18 protein-coding genes, 2 tRNA genes and 1 other RNA gene are annotated in these 22,534 nt (G+C 69.9%); 9 read left to right on the forward strand and 12 right to left on the reverse strand.

Annotated elements, in window-relative coordinates:
• Positions 1–23: 23 nt before the first annotated feature.
• Together ACN27F_RS15780 and ACN27F_RS15785 are read left to right on the forward strand one after the other, a co-directional pair.
• A tRNA-Pro gene (locus ACN27F_RS15780) sits at positions 24–97 on the forward strand.
• Between the two features lie 399 nt (positions 98–496).
• Positions 497–2,827, forward strand: a complete 2,331-nt coding sequence (locus ACN27F_RS15785) for a lantibiotic dehydratase (RefSeq protein ID WP_421434287.1) — start codon at positions 497–499, stop codon at positions 2,825–2,827.
• On the opposite strand, the gene ACN27F_RS15790 is transcribed toward ACN27F_RS15785, so the two are convergent.
• Together ACN27F_RS15790 and ACN27F_RS15795 are read right to left on the reverse strand one after the other, a co-directional pair.
• On the reverse strand, positions 2,805–3,875 hold the full coding sequence (locus ACN27F_RS15790) for an aspartate-semialdehyde dehydrogenase (protein WP_421434288.1): 1,071 nt from the start codon (positions 3,873–3,875) through the stop codon (positions 2,805–2,807). The genes ACN27F_RS15785 and ACN27F_RS15790 overlap by 23 nt on opposite strands.
• Before the next feature lie 6 nt (positions 3,876–3,881).
• The gene (locus ACN27F_RS15795) at positions 3,882–5,147 is read right to left on the reverse strand and encodes an aspartate kinase (protein ID WP_421434289.1); all 1,266 of its coding nucleotides are present in this window, start codon (positions 5,145–5,147) and stop codon (positions 3,882–3,884) included.
• 381 nt (positions 5,148–5,528) lie between these two features.
• On the opposite strand from ACN27F_RS15795, the gene ACN27F_RS15800 reads away from it, so the two are divergent.
• The 6 genes from ACN27F_RS15800 to ACN27F_RS15825 all read left to right on the forward strand — a co-directional run bounded on the left by ACN27F_RS15800 (position 5,529) and on the right by ACN27F_RS15825 (position 11,079).
• Positions 5,529–6,356 carry a hypothetical protein gene (locus ACN27F_RS15800; RefSeq protein WP_421434290.1) on the forward strand — a complete coding sequence of 276 codons (828 nt, stop codon included), beginning with the start codon at positions 5,529–5,531 and terminating at the stop codon, positions 6,354–6,356.
• Between the two features lie 84 nt (positions 6,357–6,440).
• Entirely contained in the window at positions 6,441–6,986 is a 546-nt protein-coding gene (locus tag ACN27F_RS15805) for a nitroreductase family protein (protein WP_421434291.1), read from the forward strand.
• Positions 6,987–7,277: 291 nt separating this feature from the next.
• Positions 7,278–9,041 carry a 2-isopropylmalate synthase gene (leuA, locus tag ACN27F_RS15810; RefSeq protein WP_421434292.1) on the forward strand — a complete coding sequence of 588 codons (1,764 nt, stop codon included), beginning with the start codon at positions 7,278–7,280 and terminating at the stop codon, positions 9,039–9,041.
• Positions 9,042–9,101: 60 nt separating this feature from the next.
• Positions 9,102–9,806: an HNH endonuclease family protein gene (locus ACN27F_RS15815; protein WP_421434293.1), complete on the forward strand. Its 705-nt coding sequence runs from the start codon at positions 9,102–9,104 to the stop codon at positions 9,804–9,806.
• Entirely contained in the window at positions 9,698–10,132 is a 435-nt protein-coding gene (locus ACN27F_RS15820) for a hypothetical protein (RefSeq protein ID WP_421440240.1), read from the forward strand. The genes ACN27F_RS15815 and ACN27F_RS15820 overlap by 109 nt, the downstream gene beginning before the upstream one ends.
• Positions 10,133–10,248: 116 nt before the next feature.
• On the forward strand, positions 10,249–11,079 hold the full coding sequence (locus ACN27F_RS15825; protein ID WP_421434294.1) for an SAM-dependent methyltransferase: 831 nt from the start codon (positions 10,249–10,251) through the stop codon (positions 11,077–11,079).
• On the opposite strand, the gene ACN27F_RS15830 is transcribed toward ACN27F_RS15825, so the two are convergent.
• From ACN27F_RS15830 to ffs, 9 genes are all read right to left on the reverse strand, one after another.
• Positions 11,076–12,173, reverse strand: coding sequence for an ABC transporter ATP-binding protein (locus ACN27F_RS15830; protein WP_421434295.1), 1,098 nt, complete (start codon positions 12,171–12,173; stop codon positions 11,076–11,078). The genes ACN27F_RS15825 and ACN27F_RS15830 overlap by 4 nt on opposite strands.
• On the reverse strand, positions 12,166–13,200 hold the full coding sequence (locus tag ACN27F_RS15835; RefSeq protein WP_421434296.1) for an ABC transporter ATP-binding protein: 1,035 nt from the start codon (positions 13,198–13,200) through the stop codon (positions 12,166–12,168). The genes ACN27F_RS15830 and ACN27F_RS15835 overlap by 8 nt, the downstream gene beginning before the upstream one ends.
• A gap of 3 nt (positions 13,201–13,203) precedes the next feature.
• On the reverse strand, positions 13,204–14,175 hold the full coding sequence (locus ACN27F_RS15840; RefSeq protein WP_421434297.1) for an ABC transporter permease: 972 nt from the start codon (positions 14,173–14,175) through the stop codon (positions 13,204–13,206).
• Positions 14,176–14,287: 112 nt separating this feature from the next.
• Positions 14,288–15,292, reverse strand: coding sequence for an ABC transporter permease (locus ACN27F_RS15845; RefSeq protein ID WP_421434298.1), 1,005 nt, complete (start codon positions 15,290–15,292; stop codon positions 14,288–14,290).
• A 107-nt stretch (positions 15,293–15,399) separates the two neighbouring features.
• Entirely contained in the window at positions 15,400–17,061 is a 1,662-nt protein-coding gene (locus tag ACN27F_RS15850) for an ABC transporter substrate-binding protein (protein WP_421434299.1), read from the reverse strand.
• A gap of 332 nt (positions 17,062–17,393) precedes the next feature.
• Positions 17,394–17,987 (reverse strand): recombination mediator RecR, encoded by a 594-nt coding sequence (gene recR / locus ACN27F_RS15855; RefSeq protein WP_421434300.1) that lies wholly within the window; start codon positions 17,985–17,987, stop codon positions 17,394–17,396.
• Positions 17,988–18,026: 39 nt separating this feature from the next.
• Complete coding sequence (locus ACN27F_RS15860) at positions 18,027–18,380, reverse strand: YbaB/EbfC family nucleoid-associated protein (protein ID WP_421440242.1); 354 nt, start codon at positions 18,378–18,380, stop codon at positions 18,027–18,029.
• Positions 18,381–18,525: 145 nt separating this feature from the next.
• The gene (locus tag ACN27F_RS15865) at positions 18,526–20,832 is read right to left on the reverse strand and encodes a DNA polymerase III subunit gamma and tau (RefSeq protein ID WP_421434301.1); all 2,307 of its coding nucleotides are present in this window, start codon (positions 20,830–20,832) and stop codon (positions 18,526–18,528) included.
• 213 nt (positions 20,833–21,045) lie between these two features.
• Positions 21,046–21,136, reverse strand: an RNA gene (ffs, locus tag ACN27F_RS15870) — signal recognition particle sRNA small type.
• 87 nt (positions 21,137–21,223) lie between these two features.
• Here ffs and ACN27F_RS15875 point away from each other — a divergent pair.
• Positions 21,224–21,308: transfer RNA gene (locus ACN27F_RS15875), tRNA-Ser, on the forward strand.
• Between the two features lie 542 nt (positions 21,309–21,850).
• Here the strand turns inward: ACN27F_RS15875 and ACN27F_RS15880 are convergent.
• A complete protein-coding gene (locus tag ACN27F_RS15880; RefSeq protein WP_421434302.1) occupies positions 21,851–22,381 on the reverse strand; it encodes a SigE family RNA polymerase sigma factor in 531 nt (176 codons plus the stop codon).
• Positions 22,382–22,534 lie beyond the last annotated feature (153 nt).

Genomic DNA, 22,534 nt, shown 5'->3' on the forward strand with positions numbered 1-22,534 from the left:
GGCTAGTATTGCCCAGCATGCCTCGGGGTGTGGCGCAGCTTGGTAGCGCGCTTCGTTCGGGACGAAGAGGTCGTCGGTTCAAATCCGGCCACCCCGACAGGGACGACGCCCTGACCAGCAGTGATGCTGATCAGGGCGTTTCTCGTTTCAAGAAGTGCGTATGGCCAGGGATATCGCCCCGATAGGCGGATCTGACCGCCCACTTGCGTCGGACACAGTGGCCGGTGAGTTCCCTGGGCAGCGGATCCGGCGGGTGTCAGGCCGGTCGGCGTGTTGTCCGCAGCGGACGGCGGCACGATTCGTGGCGATTGCGCGCCCGGCCGAACCGCTAGGCTGATCACCGCCGGGCGCCCCGTCCCGGTAAGTCCGGATGCGGGAGTCACTGGTTGGCATGCGGGATCAGGCACGGCGATCAGCTGCTGAGCCGCCCCCCGCTGAGCGGCCGGATGAGCAGCCCGCCACCGGTCACCTCGTCGCACTGACGTCCGATTGGGGCGTGTGGCGTTGGTTCTGCCTACGAGCCGCCGGATTCCCGTTCGAGCTGCTGGACGAGCTGGCCGATCCGCAACTCGCCGTGCTCGCCGATCAGCTCAACGTGGCTCCTGACACGGCGGGCCAGGACGGTTACCTCGACCGGGTGCGGACCGCCGGGCGGGCGGTGAGCGTGGCGCTGCACCGGGCCGCCGCCGATCCCCGGGTACGGGAGGCCGTGTCGTGGCAGAACCCGGCGGCACTCACCAGTGGCTTCGACACCCTGCTGCGTCGGGATCCGCGGGTCGTCGCACGCACCGGCCGGCACCGCCGGACCGAGGCGCTGGTCACCAGTTACCTGCACCGCTACTGCGCCAAGAACGACACCATCGGATTCTTCGGACCACTGCGCTGGGGCCGGATCGACCTGCGGCAGACCGCACCGATCGTCCGCACCGACGACGGCACGCGCGGCGCACGTGCGCTCTACCTGGAAGGGTGGGCGGTCGCCGCGCTCGGCCGGGCGCTCGCCGAACCGTTGCGGCCCTGGCTCGTCCCCCGGCTGTTGCCGCAGTTCGACGTGGCGGGCGGCATGCTACATCCGCCGCCGGGCGAACCGGTGCCGCTGGATGCCGCGGAAGCCGCCGTACTCGACGCACTGCGGCCCGGCCGCAGTGCCCGTGACGTGGTTGCGGTGGCGAAGCCGACCGGCGACCGGCGACCGCTGTGGGCCGCGCTCGACCGGCTGCACCGCGACGGACGGATCGAGTGGACGCTCGAGGTGCCGGCCGACGACCTCGACGGGCTGGCCGCCCTGCGGGCACTGGTCCGACAGGTGGATGCTGTGCCGGTGCGGAACGACGCACTCGGCCGGATCGACGAGTTGTCGGCCGCGGTCGGTGCGGTGGCCGCGGCGCGTGGCGACGCGGAGGCGGTCCGGCGGGCCGGCACCGAGCTGGCGGACACTTTCACCAAGCTGACCGGGTCCGGCGCGACCCGCCGACCGGGCGAGCTGTACGCCGGGCGGACGCTGGTGTTCGAGGAATGCCGCCAGCCCGACTCGGTGGCCCTCGGTCCCGCCGCGCTGGAGCCGCTGCGGGCGCCGCTCGCCCTCGTGCTCGACAGCGCCCGATGGTTCACCGCCGCCGGCGCGGCGCTGTACCGCCGGGCTCTGGGCGAGATTTTCACCGAGCTGACCGGCCGGCCCGGCCGACAGTCCGACGAGCAACCCGGCCCGGAACTGCCGTTCATCGAGTTCTGGCTGGCCAGCCGGGACCTGCTGATCACCGCTCCACAGCGGGTGGTCGACCCGCTGACCCGGGTCCTGCAGCAGCGCTGGGGCAAGTTGCTCGCGGCCGAGCCCGCCGTGCGCCGGGTCCGGCGTACCGCCGCCGAGTTGGCACCCGGCGTGGCCAGCGCCTTCGCCGCCACCGGGCCGGGCTGGCCGGCAGCGGTGCATCACAGCCCCGACCTGATGATCGCCGCACCGGACGTCGACGCGGTCGCCGCCGGGCGGGCCGACTGGGTGCTGGGTGAAATTCACCCTGGGTATCACACGATGCGGTACGCGAGTTGGGTCGACTGCCATCCCGCCCCGCAGGAGTTGGCGACGGCGTTCGCCGCCGACCTACCGGACGGGGTGATCCGGGTGGGCGCCACCGGTGAGCAGGGTGGCAGCGCCACCCGGTTCTCGCCCCGGCTGCGTAGCGCCGGCCAGCGCCGATTCGTGCTGGCGGTGGACACCTGTGACGCCGATCCGCGGTGGGATGTGCTGCTCGGCCGGTGCGTGGTGGTCCGGCGCGGCGACGACCTGCGGGTCCGCCGCCGCTGCGACGGCGCCGAGTTCGACCTGACAGAGGTGGTGGCGGATCTGATCGCCGGCAGCCTGATGCCGCACTTCCGGTTGCTTGCGCCCGCCGCCCACCAGCCACGGGTCAGCATCGACCGGCTGGTGGTCAACCGCGAGTCGTGGACGGTGCCGGCCCGGGAGCCGACGGTCGTCGGCTTCGCCGACGAGCCGGACGAAGCTCGGCGTTTCCTCGCGCTGCGCCGCTGGGCCACCCGGCTCGGCCTGCCCCGGCACGTGTTCGTCCGGGCCAGCGGCGAGGCCAAGCCGGTGCACGTGGACCTGACCAGCCTGGCATCGGCGGAGGTGTTGGCCCGGTTGGCCCGCAGGGCGGGCGGCGCGGGCAACGGTGCCGAGCCCCGGCTGGTTGTCTCCGAGATGCTGCCGGCACCGGACCAGCTGTGGCTGGTCGATGCGCGCGGCCGCCGCTACAGCTGCGAGTTCCGGCTGGTCGCCACGTCGACGTCACCGGCGGGGGGTACGGCGGCTACCGCGGACCACGGGCGATGAGTTCGGCGATCTGGATGGTGTTGAGCGCCGCGCCTTTGCGCAGGTTGTCGCCGGTGACGAAGAAGTCGATGGCGCGCGGGTCGTCCATCGCCCGGCGGACCCGGCCGACCCAGGTGGGTTCGGTGCCGACGGCGTCGATCGGCATCGGGAACTCGGCGTTGCCGGGTTCGTCGACCACGATCACGCTGGGAGCGTTACGCAGCACCTCGCGCGCCCGCTCGGCGGTCACCTCGCTGCCGAAGACCGCGTGTACGGCTACCGAGTGCCCGGTCACCACCGGCACGCGTACACAGGTGGCCGAGACCTTCAGGTCCGGCAGGCCGAGGATCTTGCGCGACTCGTCACGCAGCTTCAGCTCCTCTGTCGACCAGCCCGCCCCGGCCAGTTCCCCGGTGAACGGCACGACGTTGAGCACCAGCGGGGCCGGGAACGGGCCGAGCTCGTCGCCGACCGCCCGACGTACGTCGCCGGGCCGGGAGCCGAGGGTGCGGTCACTGGCTACCCGGGTGAGCTGGTTGTGCAGCAGGTCGACTCCGAACCGGCCGACGCTGGAGACCGACTGATAGCTGGCCAGGACCAGTTCCCGCAGGCCGTACTCGTGATGCAGCGGAGCGATCGCCATGATCATTGCCAGCACGGTGCAGTTGGCATTGGCGACGATGCCACGGGGCCGGTACCGGACCTGCCCGGCGTTGATCTCAGGGACCACCAGCGGCACGTCCCGGTCCATCCGGAACGCGCTGGAGTTGTCGACGACGACCGCGCCGGCGGCGACCGCGACCGGCGCCCACTGCCGCGACACCTCGTCAGGTACGTCGAACATGGCGACGTCGACGCCGTCGAAAGCGTCCGGTCCGACGGCCTGGACGGTCAGGTCCTCACCCCGGCAACGGGCCAGCTTGCCGGCCGAGCGGGGCGAGGCCAGCAGCTTGATCTCCCCCCAGACGTTGGCCCGGGAGGTGAGCAGCTCACACATGACGGTGCCGACCACTCCGGTCGCGCCGAACACCGCGAGGGTGGGCAGCGGGCGTGCCTTGGGGTCAGGCACGGGGCGTCACCGCCCGGTGCCCGCGTAGACCACCGCCTCCTCGGTGCCGCCGAGGTCGAAGGCCGCGTGCACCGCGCGTACCGCCACGTCCAGATCGGCGTCCCGGCACACGACCGAGACCCGGATCTCCGACGTGGAGATCATCTCGATGTTGACGCCAGCCTCGGCCAGGGCGGCGAAGAAGCTGGCCGCGACCCCTGGGTGCGAGCGCATGCCGGCGCCGATCAGCGAAACCTTGCCGACGTGGTCGTCGTAGAGCAGGCTGCGAAAGGCGATTCGCTCCTGCACCTTGCCGAGCGCGGCCATCGCGGTCGGGCCGTCCGCCTTCGGCAAGGTGAACGAGATGTCGGTGCGGCCGGTGCCCTCGGTCGAGACGTTCTGCACGATCATGTCGATGTTCGTCTCGGCGTTGGCCACCGTTTCGAAGATCCGGGCCGCCGCTCCCGGCTCGTCGGGCACACCGACAATGGTGATCTTCGCCTCGCTCCGGTCGTGGGCGACTCCGGTGATGAGTGCTTGCTCCACGGAAAGATCCTCCATCGATCCGGTGACCAGGGTGCCGGTGTTGGTCGAGTACGACGAGCGGACGTGGATCGGCAGGTCGGCCCGGCGGGCGTACTCGACACTGCGCAGATGCAGCACCTTCGCCCCGCAGGCGGCCAGCTCCAGCATCTCCTCGTAGGTGATCTGCCTGATGTGCCGGGCGTTGGGCACGATCCGCGGGTCCGCGGTGAACACCCCGTCCACGTCGGTGTAGATCTCGCACACGTCGGCCCGCAGCGCGGCGGCGAGCGCCACCGCGGTGGTGTCCGAGCCGCCCCGGCCGAGCGTGGTGATGTCCTTCGTGTCCTGCGACACGCCCTGGAAACCGGCCACGATCGCGATCGCCCCCTCGTCCAGAGCGATCTGCAGTCGGCCCGGTGTCACGTCGATGATGCGGGCCTTGCCGTGCGCGGAGGTGGTCAGCACCCCGGCCTGTGAACCGGTGTAGGACCGGGCCTCGTAACCCAGGTTGTGGATGGCCATCGCGAGCAGCGCCATGGAGATTCGTTCGCCGGAGGTGAGCAGCATGTCCAGCTCGCGGCCTGGCGGCAGCGGGCTGATCTGGCCGGCGAGATCGAGCAGCTCGTCGGTGGTGTCGCCCATGGCGGAGACGACCGCGACGACGTCGTCACCGGACTTGCGGGCCGCGACGATCCGCTCGGCGACACGCTTGATGCGTTCGGCGTCGGCGACCGAGGATCCGCCGTACTTCTGCACCACCAGTGCCACGGCGGTCCACTCCTTTCACCCGTACCCGGCTCCGCTCCTACCACGTGCTCTGTCACGTGTCGGCGCGATGCCGGCCGGACAGGGTAGGCCGGCATGCCGACGCCGCCGGTGCACGCCGGCGGCGCGATGAGCCCCATCGCGGCGCGATGAGCCCCATCAGGGTACCGGCGTGGGCGGACGCGGTAGACAGCCGTTCCCACGATCCGGCCTATCTGGTTACTGCGGGTAGCCGTTGATCCCGGTCGCCCCGACGGCGGGTCGGGCAGTGCGGCCCGCGCTCGATGACGTAAGTCCGCAGTCGACACCGTGGGCGGTGGCGGAAATCGGCGTGTCCGTGCCCGGCGGGGCCGCAAAACCGTTACGGGTACGGAGAATGGCCCGATGCGTTGCCGACCCGTTGCGCCGTTCCGGACGTCACCTGCCGTACTGCTCTGCGTGGCGTTCATCACCCTGTCCGTGGCGGGTTGCGGGTCACCCGATCCGGTGACGGACGGGTCGACGCCCACGCCGACATCGCAGGCCAGCGGTACCGACCCGGGTGCGGCGACGCCCACGGCAGCGGTCGGCACCGTGCCGGTCGACGCGCGGATGCAGCTGGCGGCGGCCGCCGCCACCGCGAGCGACCTGCACGCCACCACGCTCTACACGCTGAGTACGACGGACCGGGTGGACCGCACCGTGACGGTTGTCACCGCGACCGACGGCAGTTGGCGGGTGGACATCCCCGGTGGCGCGCTCGCCGGCGCCGTCGACATCGCCATGGCCGGCAACGCCGACGGCCTCTTCCAGTGCCGGCTCGCGTCGGCACAGCAACCGGCGGCGCCGTCGTGCGTACGGCTGGGCGACCCCGACGTCGACGTCGACCCGGCGGTCGACCCGCGGCTACAGCATCTGTTCACCGACTGGCTGTCCGTGCTGACCGACCGGCGGGCGCCGCTGGCGGTGTCGGTCGCCGACCCGCTGGCCGGCGCGGACGGCACCTGCTTCTCGGTCGAGTCGACCACCGCCTCGCTGCAGCCGCCACTGGACGTCGGCATCTACTGCTACCGGGCCGACGGCACGCTGACCGCCGCTCGGCTCGCGGTCGGCGGGCTGGTCCTGGCCGGCACGCCCGGGGCGGCGCCGCAGTCGATCACACTGCCGGGACCGGTGACGGCCGGAGCCGCGATGCGGACCGGCGGCCCTCCGGCCGCACCGACCAGCGAGTGAACGATCTTCACGGTATGCGCCCTGTCCGATACATCGGGTGATCCCACCGGTCGCGTCTGATGTCCGGTACGGCACACTTCACCTATGGCCGACTTGCACTACCTGCTTGCGGACCGGTGGAGCCCCCGGGCCTTCTCGAACACCCGACACGTCGACGAACACGAACTCGACTCGTTGCTCGACGCGGCGCGGTGGGCCCCGTCGGCGGCGGACTCGCAGCCCTGGCGGTTCGTCATCGGCCGGCGCGACGACGAGACCCACAAGCGGATCCTGACCAACCTCACCGCCGCCGACCAGCGCTGGGCCGGCCGGCCGGCGCTGTTGATCGTCGCCGCCCGGCTAAGTCAGGGACGGTTCGGCGAAGCGCTGCCGTACGCCGACTACGACCTCGGTCAGGCGGTGGCGCAGCTCACCGTGCAGGCCACCGCACTCGGCCTGCACGTGCGGCAGGTCACCGACATCGACGAACCCGGGCTGCGGGCCGACCTGGACCTGCCCGGCGGCGTCACCCCGCGGGTCGTGGCGGCGGTCGGACATGCCGGCGAGCCCGAGTTGCTGCCGCTCGACCTACGCGCGGCCGAGATACGGCTACGCCGCCGCCAGCCGGTCGCCGATCTCGTACTGGGTTGAATCCCGCCATCACGACCACTATCGTGGCTCTGTCATGTGGCATGCGCTGCTCCTTCGCTGCCGCGACGAGGCCCCTCAGGCCGGCACCTCGTCGCGGAGTTGATCCGCGCCGCCTTGACATCTGCCGTGGCCACAGCGCGAGCCAGCTAGCCGCGCTGCCCAGGTCGGCACCACTTGAGTGCCAGCACCGTTCAGCGTCAGCACCATCGAGGCCAGCCAGGCCGCCATCCTTACGGAACCGCGCCTGCGACGCAGGTTCTGATCCGTCCTAAATTTTGCGGAGTGCGCACTATGTCACAACCAGCCGGCCCAGATCCGATCGCCCGTCAGCGGCCGAGCCACATGCCGTACCGGCGGTACCAGCCCTACCATCAGCAGTTCACCGTTGACCTGCCGGACCGGCAGTGGCCGGGTCGACGGATCGAGCAGGCCCCGCGTTGGTGTGCGGTCGATCTGCGCGACGGCAACCAGGCACTGATCGATCCGATGTCCCCGGAACGCAAACGCCGCATGTTCCAGCTGCTGGTGCAGATGGGCTACAAGGAGATCGAGGTCGGTTTCCCGGCGGCCAGCCAGGCCGACTACGAATTCGTCCGGCAACTGGTCGAGCAGGACCTGATCCCCGACGACGTCACCATCCAGGTGCTGACCCAGTGCCGGGAGCATCTGATCGACCGGACCTTCGAGTCGCTGCGCGGTGCCCGACGGGCGATCGTCCACTTCTACAACTCCACCTCGGTACTGCAGCGACGGGTCGTCTTCGGCCTGGACAAGGCCGGAATCACCGACATCGCCACCACCGGTGCGCGGCTGTGCCAGAAGTACGCCGAGATCCACACCCCGGACACGGACATCTTCTACGAGTATTCGCCCGAGTCGTACACCGGCACCGAGCTGGAATACGCCCTGGAGGTATGCGGTGCGGTCATCGACGTGATCTCGCCTACTCCGGACCGGCCGCTGATCATCAACCTGCCGGCCACGGTGGAGATGGCCACCCCGAACGTGTACGCCGACTCCATCGAGTGGATGCACCGCCGGCTGCCCCGCCGGCAGAGCGTGGTGCTGTCGCTGCACCCGCACAACGATCGCGGCACCGCGGTCGCCGCCGCCGAACTGGGCATGCTGGCCGGCGCGGACCGGGTCGAGGGATGCCTGTTCGGCAACGGCGAACGCACCGGCAACGTGGACCTGGTCACGCTGGGACTGAACCTGTTCAGCCAGGGCGTCGATCCACAGATCGATTTCACCGGGATCGACGAGATCAAGCGGACCGTGGAGTACTGCAACCAGCTGCCGGTGCACGAACGGCACCCGTACGCCGGGGACCTCGTCTACACGGCGTTCTCCGGCTCCCACCAGGACGCCATCAACAAGGGCTTCGACGCGCTGGCTGCCGACGCCACCGCCGCCGGGGTCGCCGTCGACGACCATAAGTGGGGGGTGCCCTACCTGCCGATCGACCCGCGCGACGTAGGCCGCACCTACGAGGCCGTGATCCGGGTCAACTCCCAGTCCGGCAAAGGCGGCGTGGCGTACGTGATGCGCCAGGAACACAACCTGGAGCTGCCCCGCCGACTGCAGATCGAGTTCTCCGGCGTGGTGCAGGCGTTCACCGACAACGAGGGCGGCGAGATCGAGCCACGCCGGATGTGGGAGATCTTCGCTGCCGAGTACCTCGCCGGCAGGCAGACCGATCCAGCGGTGGTGCTGCGGTCATACTCCACCGCGACCGTCGACGGCAAGGTGGAGGCGACCGCGACCGTCGAGGTCGGGGGGACCCGGCACACGCTGAACTCGGTGGGCAACGGGCCGATCGACGCGTACGTCAACGCGCTACAGACGGTCAACGTCGGCGTGCGGGTGCTCGACTACCACGAGCACGCGCTGTCCGCCGGTGGCGACGCTCAGGCGGCGGCGTACGTCGAGTGCGAAGTCGGTGACCGTACGGTGTGGGGGGTCGGCCTGGACTCCAACATCGTCACCGCTTCGGTCAAGGCGGTGACCAGCGCGGTCAACCGCGGCCGGCGGACCGGCCCGACCACCGCCAGCTGACCGGGCGCTGACCGGGCCTGTCGACTGGCGCGGTGCGGCGCGGACCAGCAAGCTGGACGGGTGCAGAACATTCAGCGCGACCACCAGCACCGCACCGTCCGCGACCGCTGGCGCCGCGCCGCCGCAGCCGCCGCAGCCGTGCTGGCCCTGGCCGCTGTCGCCGGTTGCGAGGCCGTCGACATCGAAATCACCTCGCCGACCGCTGATCCGCCCTCCGGTACGCCGGGCGGCGGATCAGCGGGCGATGCCGCCGCGCTGCTCGACCAGCTGGCGGTGGCCGAACCCGGCAGCATGAGCGGGTACAGCCGGGACCGCTTTCCGCACTGGAGCCGCACCGGCGACAACTGTGACGTACGAGACACCGTTCTGGAGCGCGACGGCACCGGGATCGAAGTGGACGGCTGCAACGTCGTCGGCGGGCAGTGGCTCAGCGCGTACGACGGGCGGGCCTTCACCGATCCGCGCGAGCTCGACATCGACCACATGGTGCCGCTGGCCAACGCCTGGCGTTCCGGTGCCGACGGCTGGGATGACGACCGGCGCAGGGAGTTCGCCAACGATCTGGACCGCCCGCAGCTGTTCGCGGTTTCAGCCTCCTCCAACCGGGCAAAAGGGGACCAGGACCCGGCCCAGTGGCAGCCTCCGAACCGGGACTACTGGTGCACGTACGCGCAGGACTGGATCACGGTGAAACACTACTGGGAGCTGACGGTGACCACCGAGGAGAGGTCGGCGCTGGGCGACATGCTGGCCACCTGCCCGTGACGCCACGCCCGCCCATGCCGCCGACACAACCAGGCGAGACCTGCCGAGACGGGAGGCAGCGAGTGGACGACACGGCACAGCGCAGCCTGGTCCAGGACATCGTCCCCGGGCCGGGCGGGGTGATGACCGACGAGGTCGGGGTGGTGACCGGGCCGCTGACCCTACGCACCGAACTCACCGCCGGCGAGGTCACCCTGCGTGTGCAGTACCAGGAGGCCGACGAGTGGTACGTGGTCACCGGCGGTCGGGCACGCCTCGCCGACCCGGCCGACCTGGACGCCGTACACGCTGTCGCCGTCGGTCTGCTGCACCGCCCGGACGGCTGACCGGCGGTCCGGCGGTCCGGCGGTCCGGCGCACGGACTGAGCGTTGCCGATGTGTACCCGTGCCAGGTTGTCGCTAGGCTGCCGGGCACGACAACCACGTCGGTAAGGAGTCCACTGTGTCGCAGAATGGGGACGTCGGGGATCAACCGAGCCCGAGCCCTGCCCGGCTCAACACCGCCGTCGCCCACAACGCGCGGGTCTGGGACTACTGGCTGGGTGGCAAAGACAACTTCGCGGTCGACCGCGAGGTCGGAGAACGCATCCGAGCGATGTTTCCACACATCGGCGAGGTGGCGCGGGCGGACCGCCGGTTCCTGCACCGGGCAGTACGGTACCTGGCCGAGGAATGCGGGATCCGTCAGTTCCTCGACATCGGTACCGGCCTGCCCACGGCCGACAACACCCACGAGGTGGCGCAGGTCGTCGCACCGCGATCGCGGGTGGTCTACGTGGACAACGATCCGCTCGTCCTGGTACACGCCCGGGCCCTGCTCACCAGCAGAGCCGAGGGCGCCACCGACTACATCGAGGCGGATGCCCGTGACCCGGACGCGATTTTGGCCCGGGCCGCCCGGACGTTGGACCTCGCACAGCCCACCGCGATCATGCTGCTCGGGATCCTGAACTTCATCGAGGACACCACGCAGGCCCAAGCGATCGTTGACCGACTGCTGGACGCCGTACCGGCCGACAGCTATCTGGTGCTCACCCACCCCACGCTGGAACTCGGCGGCGAAGCCAACGTCGAGGCGATGGCGTTCTGGAACGAGCACGCCACCCCGCCGATCCGGGCCCGTACGGGTGCCGAGATCGCCCGCTTCTGTGCTCGGCTGGAGTTGGTCGACCCGGGCCTGGTGTCGTGCTCGCGGTGGCGCGCCGAGGCCGGGCCAACCGGCGAGCCACCGGCGCAGGTTCCGCAGTACGGTGTGGTCGCCCGCAAACGTTAAACGTAGGTTTCCGGCTCGCTCGGTGCCGAAACCGCCCCCGGGCCGATCCCGCCCCGCGCCGGATGCACCACCTCCGGCGTCACCTCGTGCGGGCGCAGTGCCCCGGACGCGATCTGCTCCGCCCAGTGGCAGGCCACCCGGGAACCGTCCACCTCCCGCAGCGCCGGCCGTTCGTCGGCGCAGCGGGTCGGCTGCGCCCACGGGCAGCGGGTGTGGAACCGGCAGCCGGTCGGCGGGTTCGCCGGGGACGGCAGATCCCCGGCCAGCAGGATTCGCTCTCGGCGGTCTTCGACGTCGGGATCCGGCACCGGCACCGCGGACAGCAGAGCCCGGGTGTACGGATGCAGTGGCTCGCGGTAGAGGCGGTCACTTGCCGCTTCCTCGACCAACGCGCCGAGATACATCACCCCGATCGTGTCGGAGATGTGCCGGACCACCGCCAGGTCGTGCGCGATCACCAGGTAGGTGAGGCCCCGCTCGGTTTGCAGTTCGTCAAGCAGGTTGATCACCTGTGCCTGGATGGACACGTCCAGGGCGGAGACCGGCTCGTCGGCCACGATCAGCTCCGGGCTGAAAACCAGCGCCCGGGCGATTCCGATGCGCTGACGCTGGCCACCGGAAAACTCGTGCGGGTAGCGCGACAGCGCCCATCGGGGCAGGCCTACCGCGTCGAGCGCGTCGGCGATGATCTTTCGTCGCTCGTCCCGGCCGGTGCCGATCCCGTGCGCCTGTAGTCCTTCGACGAGGATCGACTCGACGTTCTGCCGCGGATCCAGGCTGGACATCGGATCCTGGAAAATCATCTGGAACCGCTGCCGCATGCTGCGCAACTTGCCTGACGGCAACTGGTTGAGGGCGACCCCGTCGAAGACGACCTCACCCGAGGTCGGCGGAGTCAACTGCAGGATCGCCCGGCCGAGTGTCGACTTGCCGCAGCCGGACTCACCGACCAGACCGTACGTCGCGCCCCGCGCGATCCTCAGGTCCACTCCGTCGACCGCCTTGACGTGGCCGATCACCCGGTCGAACACCACCCCCCGGGTGATCGGGAAGTGCACCTTGAGGTCCCGGACCTCGACCAGGGTCTCACTCACCGCCGGCCTCCCCGCTGTCGTGCACGGCGCTGCCCGCAGCAGCCTGGACCGGCGTCACCGGCACCGGATCGACACATCGGAACGCATGTCCGGTCGGCTCTCGCCGTAGATGAGGCGGACCACCGAGGCAGGCGTCGACTCGGCGGGCGCAACGCGGCGCGAACGCACAACCGTCCGGCCACGGCAACAGGTCGCGTACCGAGCCGGGAATCGGTTGCAGCCGCCGGCCGTGGCCGGAGTCCAACCGTGGGATGGAGCCCAGCAGACCCACCGTGTACGGATGCCGTGGAGTGGCGAACAGTGGCCGGCGGCGGGCGGTTTCGACCACCCGCCCGGCGTACAGCACGTTTATCGTGTCGCACATGCCGGCCACCACTCCCAGATCGTGAGTGATCATGATCAGGGCGGTACCCGACTCGTGCACCAGATCCTTGAGTAGTTCCAGGATCTGTGCCTGGATCGTCACGTCCAGCGCGGTGGTCGGTTCGTCGGCGATCAGCAGCCGGGGCCGGCAGGCGACCGCCATCGCGATCAACGCCCGCTGGCGCATGCCACCGGAGAGCTGATGCGGATACTCCTTCAGCCGGCGGGTCGGATCCGGGATACCGACCCGGTCGAGCAGGTGTGCGGCCTCGGCACGGGCCGCCTCGCCGCGCATCCCCCGGTGGCGGACCAGTACCTCGGTGACCTGCACCCCGATCGGCACCACCGGATTCAACGAGGAGAGCGGGTCTTGAAAGATCATCGCTACGTCGCGGCCCCGGACGTCACGCATCGCCCGCTGGCCGAGCCGCAGCAGGTCCGTACCGTCGAAGGCGGCCTTACCCCGCACCTCGACGCCCTTGCCGGCGGGCAACAGACCCATGATCGCCAGCGAGGTGACGCTTTTGCCGCAACCGGACTCGCCCACCAGACCGGTCACCTCACCGGCGTCCACCGAGAAGGACACCCCGTCGACCGCATGCACCGTGCGCTGGCCACGCCGGGCGAAGGCGACCGCCAAATCATCAACGTCGAGCAGCGCCATGGGTCACTTCCGCAGTTTCGGATCGAGGGCTTCCCGCATGGCCTCACCCAGCAGGGTGAAGCCCAGCGCGGTGATGATGATGCCCAGCGCGGGCAGGATCGCCAGCCGGGGTGCCGCGTCCAGATAGCGCTGAGCGTCGGCCAGCATCACTCCCCACTCCGGGATCGACGCGTCCGGATTGCCTAGACCGAGGAAGGACAGCGCCGCCACCTCGATGATCGCCGTCGCCAGGGTGAGGGTCGACTGCACGATCACCGGGGCGAGCGAGTTGGGCAGGATGTGGGTGATCGCCACCTTGGATCGACGTACCCCCAGCGAAGTGGCCGCCACCACGTAGTCGCTGCCGGACTGGGCGAGCATCGACCCACGCAGCAGCCGGGCGAAGATCGGCACCGACACCACCCCGACCGCCACCATGACGGTGGTCAGACTGGCACCGAGCAGCGCCGCGATGCTGATCGCCAGCAGCAGGCTGGGCAGGGCCAGCAACATGTCCACGATCCGCATCAGCACCGTGTCCACCCAGCGGCCCCACTTCCCGCCGAGCCCGGCCGCCGCACCGGCGATGCCACCGATGAGCGCGCCCACGGTCAGCCCGATCAGCGTCGCCACCACGCCCACCACGAGCGTCTGCCGAGCGCCGACCACCATCCGGCTGAACTCGTCACGGCCGAGATGGTCCACGCCGAACCAGTTCCCCGCCCGCGGACCGGGATAGTAGGCCTGCGACTCGCGGATCTCGTCCTTCCACAACTGCGCCACCGGATCGTATGGCACCAGGAACGGGCCGACCAACGCGACCAGCACGAAGATGCCGAGGATGATGGCGCCCACGATCGCCGCCGGGTTACGCCGCAGCCGGCGGAACGCCTCCTGCCACAGACTGACGCCGCGCTCGTCGTCGTGCGCGGCCGACAACTCGGCGAGCCGATCGAGCTTTTCCTTCTTACGTCCCGGGCTCAACACGTTGCTCATCGCCGGGCCTCCCACCCGCTCGCTGACGCTCGCTCACTCCTCGCGCTCACCCGGCCCACCATCCGCTCGCGACTGCGGGGCTCGCTCGCTGACGCTCGCTCACTCCTCGCGCTCACCGGACCCGGACCCTTGGGTCGATGAATGTGTACGAGATGTCCACCACCAGGTTCACCATCACATAGACCAACGCGATGATCAGGATGAAGCCCTGCAGGACGGGATAGTCCCGTTGGCTGATCGCGTCGGCAACGAACGCGCCGATCCCGCCGAAGGCGAACACCGTCTCGGTCAGTACGGCTCCTGAGAGCAGACCACCGGTGAGCAGGCCGATGCTGGTCGCCACCGGCAACATCGCGTTGCGCAGCACGTGCCGGCGGCGGATCACCTGCTCGGTCAGACCCTTTGCCTGGGCGGTACGGACGAAGTCCTCGCCGAGGACCTCCAGCACGCTGGCCCGGGTGATCCGGACGATGATCGCCAGCGGGATGCTGGCCAGTGCCAGGCCGGGCAGCACCAGGTGCCACAACGCGTCCAGAGATGCGTCCCATTCCCTGGTCAGTAGCCCGTCGAGGACGAAGAAGTTGGTGACCCGGGTAGCGTCGATCCGCGGGTCCTGCCGCCCGCTGGACGGGAACCAGCCGAACGTCTCGGCGAAGATCGCCTTCAGCACGTACGCCAGGAAGAAGACCGGAATGCAGATCCCGATCAGCGAGCCGACCACTGAGCCGTGGTCGATCAGGGTGCCACGCCGGCGGGCGGCCAGGTAACCGAGTGGGATGCCGATTCCGATGGCGATCAGCATCGCGGCCACGGTCAGTTCCACGGTTCCCGGGAAGCGCTGCAGGAACTCGGTGGTGACCTCGCGCTTGGTGGAGATCGAGGTGCCCAAGTCGAGTTGGAGCAGCCGCTTCATGAAGCGGCCGTACTGGAACAGGATCGGCTCGTCCAGGCCGAGATTGCGGCGGATCGCCGCCCGCATCTCGGGGGTGCCCCGCTCGCCGAGAATCGCGGTTTCCGGACCGCCGGGCAGGCGGTGCAGCCAGATGAACAACAGCAGGGAGAGCCCGAACAGGGCGGGAACGAGCTGGAGCAGGCGTCTGATGATGAAGCGGAACACGGTGCCTCGGCAAGGGGGTGTGGAGGGTCACGTGAGCGGACGCCGCCGCCACCCTGGCTGGTGGCCAGGGTGGCGGCGGGGCGTCCGCCCGCGTTCCGTTCGCTAGCTCAGGACTTGAATTCGGCGGTGGCGAACCGCTCGTCGGTGAGCGGGCTCGCCTGGACACCGATCACGTCCTCGGCGAAGACGATCGCCGGTGGCGAGTGCGAGACCGGCACGCCCGGCAGGAACTCCATGATGTCGGCGTTGAGCTCCTGGTAGAGCTCGTACCGGGCCTCGGCGTCGGCGGTGGTGTCGGCGGCGGTGAACTTCTCGAACAGCGCCGGGTTGTCGTAGCCCCACTCGTCCTTGGGGCGGTCGAAGAACGTACCGATGAAGTTGTACGCGTCACCGTAGTCACCGGTCCATCCGAGCAGATGCAGGTCGTGCGCGTTGCCCGAGGTGGTGGCGTTGAGGTAGTCCGGCGACCACTTCAGCGGGATGGGCTCCACGGTGATGCCGGCGGCTCGCAGGTCGGCGGCGAGCAACTCGAAGATGTCCTTCGGGTTCGGCATGTACGGCCGGGTGACCTCGGTCGGGTAGTGGAACCGCAGGGTCAGGTCGGAGTGACCGGCCTCGGCCAGCAGCTCCTTGGCCTTTTCTACATCGTAGTCGTAGGTGGTGACATCGGGGTTCCAGCCCTCGATCGTCGACGGGACGAACTGGGTGGCGACCTCCGCCCCAGGCGGCATCTTCGAGTCGACCAGGGCCTGGCGGTTGAGTGCGTGGGCGATCGCCTGGCGGACCCGGATGTCGGCCAGCGCCGGGTTGCCCTGCTGGTTCATGGCCAGGTAGAGGACGTTGAACGCCGGGCGGGTGAGCACGTTGAAGCCGTCGTCCTTCAGCGGCTGCACATCGGCCGGGCCGACCAGGTCGTAGCCCTGGATACCGCCGGTACGCAGCTCCTGCTTGCGGGCGTTCTCGTCCGAGATCGTCTTGAAGATCAGGCTCTTGACCTTGGCCTTCTCCCCCGCGTACTCCTCGTTACGGACCAGGGTGAGGGTCTTGTTGGCGATGTCCCAGCTGTCGAACCTGAACGGTCCGGTGCCGGTCGGGTGCTCCATCGCGTAGGCCGGGTAGGTGATGTCGTCAGCGCTGCCGGTGACGTCGCTGGCGCTGTACTCCTCCAGCGCGGCCGGCGAGTGGATCGAGAACGACGGCAGCATCAGCGCGGCCGGGATCTTGCTGGAGACCCGGGTGAAGGCCAGGTCGACGGTGGTGTCGTCGACCGCCGTACATGATTTGAACAGACTTTCCGGCAGGTCTTCACTCTCGTTGCTGGCGAAGCCGCCCATGACGTCCTGCCAGTAGGCGGTGACGTCCGGGCTCTGCATCAGCCCGGTCGCGTTGAACCAGCGGTCGAAGTTGACGCAGACGGCCTCGGCGTTGAAGTCGGTGCCGTCGTGGAACTTGACGTCGGAGCGGAGCTTGAACGTCCACACCGTGCCGGTCTCGTCGGGGGTCCAGCTCTCTGCCAGACCGGGCGATACGGCGGTGCCGCCCTCCTCGGGGCGGACCAGGGTCTCGAAGATCTGCCGCGCCACCCGCAGCGACTCGCCGTCGCTGGCGAAGCTGGGGTCGAGGACCTTCGGGTCGCCGGCTACGCCGAAGACCAGAGTGGCATCACTGGAATCGCCGGAGTCGTCGCGCTCGCTCTCGGCGCAGCCGGCAAGGGCCAGCGCCGTGACCGCGACGGCCGCGATGGCGGCCTTCGGCCTGGGTGCACGCATGGGTGCTTCACCTCGTCCTTTGGGTACGGACAACGTAGTGACGGGGGTCACCGATGGCGAGACATTAGCGGGCGTTCGGCGCGCCCGGAAACCAGCCGGAACGCGGTTGGTACCGGATCGTGTCTTAACTGTCCCGACAGCGGCCATCAGGCCCTACAGCACTGATGATAGGCGAGATTTGTCGGCATTTGGGCTATACCAAGTTGTTACATGTTTCGCGTGTTTCGCCGCCCCACTGTCAGAGGCGACCCAGCCGTGCCGGAGCAGCCCGGCACACCCGTCGGCGCGATCGCGACAGGTGGACCAGATCGGTCGATGACCGTCCGATCGACTCAGACCGATCGACGACCCTCGAAGGCGCGACCGAGAGTAATCTCGTCGGCGTACTCCAGATCGCCCCCGACCGGCAGGCCACTGGCCAACCGGGACACCGCGATCCCCATCGGCTTGACCATCAGCGCGAGATAGGTGGCGGTGGCCTCGCCCTCGGTGTTCGGATCGGTGGCCAGGATCAACTCCTTGATTTCGCCGGAGCCCAGCCGCAGCATCAACTCGCGAATCCTCAGGTTGTCCGGGCCGATGCCTTCAAGCGGGTTGATCGCCCCGCCGAGCACGTGGTAGCGGCCGCGGAACTCGCCGGTCCGTTCGATGGCGACGACGTCCTTCGGCTCTTCGACCACGCAGAGCACGTCGTCGCCGCGCCGCGGGTCGCGGCAGATCCGGCACTGTTCGGTCTCGGCGACGTTGAAGCACACGGTGCAGAACCGGACCAGGTCCTTGACTCGGCGAAGCGCGGTGGCGAGCCGGGTGACGTCGGCCGGATCGGCGGACAGGATGTGAAACGCGATCCGCTGGGCGCTCTTCGGCCCGACTCCGGGCAACCGACCCAGTTCGTCGATCAGGTCCTGGATGGCACCTTCGTACATACGCGGTGGCTACTTCTGCGGCTTCGTCTTCGTCCGGGCTCAGAGACCGGGCAGCCCGAGGCCGCCGAGGCCGCCGGTGACCGGGCCCATCTTCTCCTCGGTCAGCTTGCGGACCTCGTCGTTGGCGCTACGCACGGCAACCAGGATCAGATCCTCCAGGGTCTCCACGTCATCCGGATCAACCGCCTTGGGATCGATCTTCACCGACCGGATCTCGCCGACGCCGGACAGGCTCACCGTGACCAGTCCACCGCCGGCGGTGCCGATCACCTCCGCCTCGGCGAGCTCGGCCTGCGCGGTAGCCATCTGCTGCTGCATCTTCTGTGCCTGCTTCATCATCTGCTGCAGGTTGGGCTGTCCACCGGGGCGCACGCACGGCTCCTTCGCTGAGATCTGGCTGGTTCGATCGAGCCAGGCCGGTTCGATCGAGCCGAATCCAGTTGGTTCGAGCTGGGTCGGACTTGTCTGATCGGTATGGCTGGGGCCGCCGCCCAGCCTAGCCCCAACGCGGGGCCGACGCCGGCCGGCACGGCGATGCCTAGCGTGCGTCGATCTCGCCGATCTTCTCCGCACCGAGCGCCTGCCGCAGCAACTGCATCGCCTGTTCCTCGCTGGTCTGCCGAGCGGTCTGTTCGTCCACCACTTCGTCCAGCGGCTCGTCGCCCGGATCGAAACCCTCGTAGGTCGGTTTCGGTGATGCGACCGCCACCGGAGTCCGGGCCGGACCGTCGAACTCCGGATCGTACGGCGGCTCCTCCGCCAGCGACCCGTCCGGCCAACGGCCGGTAGCGCCGGTCGGCGGTGCCTGCCGTGGCACGGTCACCGGCCGGACACCGGCGCCCGGACGGCTGACAGCGGTTTCGGCAGCAGCCTGGGCCGTCGGCCACCCGCCCGGAGACGGCGCACCGACCTTGGCGCCCGGCCCGATCGTGCCGCCCGGCCCGCCATCGCCGGCAGGGCCGCCGCCGGCCGAGTTGCCGTTGGCCAGGTTACCGCCGCCGGGCTGAGCTGTTTCCGGCCAATCGCCCTCGTCGTCGCTGGCCGGTTGGCGGGCGCCGGTCCGACTCGCCCCTGACTGGCCTGCCGTGCCGTTCACGCCCGGTGGCCGGCCGGTGTCCCGTGGGGTCGCCGGGCTGGCCGGTCGTCGCTCGGCCGGGGCGGCGGGTAGCGCGCCGGTCGGCCGCCCGGCACTGGGACGCGGGGCCGGGCCGGTCGCGCCGCCAGCGGTCTCACAACGGATCTGCCACCGTACGCCGAGGGTCTCGTAGACCGCTTCCAACAGCAGATCCGGCGACGCGGAAAGCATGGTGGCGTGCACGTTGTGCCGGAAGGTGAGCACCAGCACGTCGCCTTCAACGTCGCGCACCGTCGCCTCGCGTACCACCGCTGCGGCCCGTTTGCTCCTGTTGCCGACCATGGCGAGGATCTGGTCCCAGACCCGGCGTACCCCGGCCGCGTCCAGTGTGTCGCCAGCGGTTGGTGCCGGCTGCGGGTCGGGAGTCGCCGGGTCCGGCATGACCGCGGCCGGTGGCACCGGCCGCCGGGCAACGGCGGGAGCTGGGGCAGAGCTGGTCGGCGGTGCGGCGGACGCTTGCGGTGCGGACGCGGTGGTGGCCGGTCCCGACGCTGCGGTGGCGGCCGGTGGCAGGCCGGTGGCGGCCGGCGCCGCGACGGCCGGGATGCCGGCGGCGATCCGGCGTTCCATGCGTTCCAGCCGCTGCAGCAACCCACTGGTCGAGTCGTCCGCCCCGGGTAGCAGCATCCGGGCGCAGACCAGTTCGAGTAATAGCCGGGGGGCGGTGGTGCCACGCATCTCCACCAGGCCGTTGTGCACGATGTCGGCGCACCGGGACAGCGCCGCCGGGCCGAGCCGTTCGGCTTGGGCGGACATCCGCTCGATCTGGTCGGTCGGGCCGTCGATCAGGCCCTTGGTCACGGCGTCGGGCACCTGCTGCAACACGATCAGGTCCCGCAACCGTTCGAGCAGGTCGGAGGCGAACCGACGCGGATCGTGCCCGGCCTCGGCCACCCGGTCGACGGTGGCGTACGCGGCGGCACCGTCCCCGGCGGCGAGCGCGTCACACATCTCGTCGAGCAGCGCGCTGTCGGTGACCCCGAGCAGCGCGACGGCGCGGGCGTAGCTGACGCCTTCCGGGCCGGCCCCGGCGATCAGCTGGTCGAGCACCGACAGGCTGTCCCGGGCGCTGCCGCCGCCGGCCCGGACGACCAGCGGGAAGACCGCCGGGTCGACCTTGACCCCTTCGGCGGAGCAGAGCTGCTCCAGGTACGGCCGCAGAATGCCCGGTGGGATCAACCGGAACGGGTAGTGGTGGGTCCTGGACTTGATGGTGCCGAGGACCTTCTCCGGCTCCGTGGTGGCGAAGATGAACTTGACGTACTCCGGCGGCTCCTCGACCAGCTTGAGCAGGGCGTTGAAGCCGGCTGACGAGACCATGTGCGCCTCGTCGATGACGTAGATCTTGAACCGGCTGCTGGCCGGGGCGAAGAACGCCCGTTCGCGTAGCTCACGGGCGTCGTCGACGCCACCGTGGCTGGCCGCGTCAATTTCGATGACATCGATCGATCCAGCCCCGTCGGCGGCAAGCGCGCGGCACGAGTCACACCTACCGCACGGCTCCGGGGTGGGGCCCTGCTCGCAGTTGAGCGAGCGGGCCAGGATCCGGGCGCTGGAGGTCTTGCCGCATCCGCGCGGCCCGGAGAAGAGGTACGCGTGGTTGAGCCGACCGGTGCGCAGCGCCTGCGACAGCGGCTCGGTGACGTGTTCCTGACCGATGACCTCCGCGAACGTCCTCGGCCGGTACTTGCGGTAGAGCGCCAGGGCCACTCTCCCCGCCTCCTTTCGACCGAGCGATTTCCGCGCCGGGGGCCATTCTGCGCGGACCGTCCGGCTGCCGCCACCCCGGGCCCGACCCACACCCGTGCGCCGGGCCGTCTGCCAGGCTGTCACGACGGCCCGACGTTTCCAGCCGGAGCCGGGCGGTCGGCCCGGACGCCTGGGCTGCGGGATCGCGACCACTGCGTGGACGACCGGAGACGAAAGGGCCCCCCGTGCACCCGTCAGAGCTCGCTTATCCTTGCTGCCTTCCGGCCCTGGGGAGGTTCACGAGATGCACGCCGCACGAGGGGTTGGGCCCACTGTACCCCGGTCCCTGAACGGTCTCGGCCGGACCCGGGTGGTGGTGGCCGGACCGGCCGGAGCCTGTATCCTGTCGGGCGGAGGATTCGCCTAGAGGCCTAGGGCGCACGCTTGGAAAGCGTGTTGGGTTCACACCCTCACGAGTTCGAATCTCGTATCCTCCGCTCTGAAGAGCAGCCACGACGACAGGGCCGGCCCCAACGGGGACCGGCCCTGATTCGTCGCGTTCACAGGTGCGCTTCGTCCGGGCGTCCGCCCGAGAATCAGCGTGTCCCAGCGGGTTCCACCTGGGCCTGCGGGTCAGCCGATGGCGACGCCTCGACCACCACTTCAGGCGATGCGGAGGCTGGCACGGGGGGCGCCACGGGCGGCGCGGAGCTCTCGATCGGCGGAGTGTCCAGCGCGGGTGTGGGTATAGGTGCCGGGCTCGGAGTCGGGCCCGGGATGGGGGGCTCCGGTGAGACGGTGGGTGACGAGTGACCAGGATCGATCGGAGCCGGTTGCGGGTTGGATGACGACGCGCTGACCACACCGATGCCCAACGTCACGACCACGAGTACGGCCAACCCGCTGCCGGCCGTCGCGGCGATCCGACGGCGGCGGCGTGCCCGCCGGCCGGCCGCGATCAGGGACTGCGGGGTCAACCGGTGCGGTGGCGCGCCGGTCGCCCGGATCTCTGCAAACGCCGAAGTCAAGTCGGACTCGTTCACCGGTCTCGCCCCCCTATCGCCACGTCGTCGGGCAGAAGTTCGCGCATCCGTTGCAGGCCACGGGCGCACTGGCTCTTCACGGTGCCGACCGAACAACCCAGCACTTCGGCGGCCTCGACCAGGCTCAGGTCCTCCCAGTACCGCAGCACCAACGCGGCCCGCTGCCGTCGTGGCACCTGGGAGAGCGCCCGCATGATCAGCATCCGTTGCTCCGGAGCCGGCGGCGATTCGGCCGGTGTCTCCGGTGGCGCGCTGGTCAGCCGTTCCAGCTTCCGCCAGAGCCTGCGCCGCTCGTTCAGATAGGTACGCGTGACGATCTTCCGTACGTATGCGTCGATCGGCTCCGTCCGGTCGACGCGTTCCCAGGCCAGATAGAGGCGGACGAACGCCGTCTGCGCCAGGTCTTCCGCCTCGTGCCAGTCGCCGCAGAGCAGGTACGCGGTGAAGCGCACCTGCTCGGCGTGGGCTGCGACGTACTCGCTGAACCCGGCGTCCTTGTCATGCGAACCGTTCGTCAACGGCAGCACTTCTCCTCAGGAACAGGGGGCTTGCGACGGATCCGGCCGCTATGGCTCCCCGACACGGGACGTGACCGGGCTACTTGGCGGGGCTTTCCGCCGGCGCGGCCGAAGCCTCGATCGGAGGCACCGGCACCGGAGACACCGCCGACGGAGCGGAGG

Origin of the sequence: Solwaraspora sp. WMMB335 (genome assembly GCF_049179075.1) — a bacterium.
Classification (GTDB): Bacteria; Actinomycetota; Actinomycetes; order Mycobacteriales; family Micromonosporaceae; genus Micromonospora_E.

Excerpts from the sequence above, each read along its gene's own strand:
- ACN27F_RS15800 (WP_421434290.1), top strand. The coding sequence starts at position 5,529 with ATGCGTTGCCGACCCGTTGCGCCGTTCCGGACGTCACCTGCCGTACTG.
- ACN27F_RS15805 (WP_421434291.1), top strand. The coding sequence starts at position 6,441 with ATGGCCGACTTGCACTACCTGCTTGCGGACCGGTGGAGCCCCCGGGCC.
- leuA (WP_421434292.1), top strand. The coding sequence starts at position 7,278 with ATGTCACAACCAGCCGGCCCAGATCCGATCGCCCGTCAGCGGCCGAGC.
- ACN27F_RS15835 (WP_421434296.1), bottom strand. The coding sequence starts at position 13,200 with ATGGCGCTGCTCGACGTTGATGATTTGGCGGTCGCCTTCGCCCGGCGT.
- ACN27F_RS15840 (WP_421434297.1), bottom strand. The coding sequence starts at position 14,175 with ATGAGCAACGTGTTGAGCCCGGGACGTAAGAAGGAAAAGCTCGATCGG.
- ACN27F_RS15850 (WP_421434299.1), bottom strand. The coding sequence starts at position 17,061 with ATGCGTGCACCCAGGCCGAAGGCCGCCATCGCGGCCGTCGCGGTCACG.
- recR (WP_421434300.1), bottom strand. The coding sequence starts at position 17,987 with ATGTACGAAGGTGCCATCCAGGACCTGATCGACGAACTGGGTCGGTTG.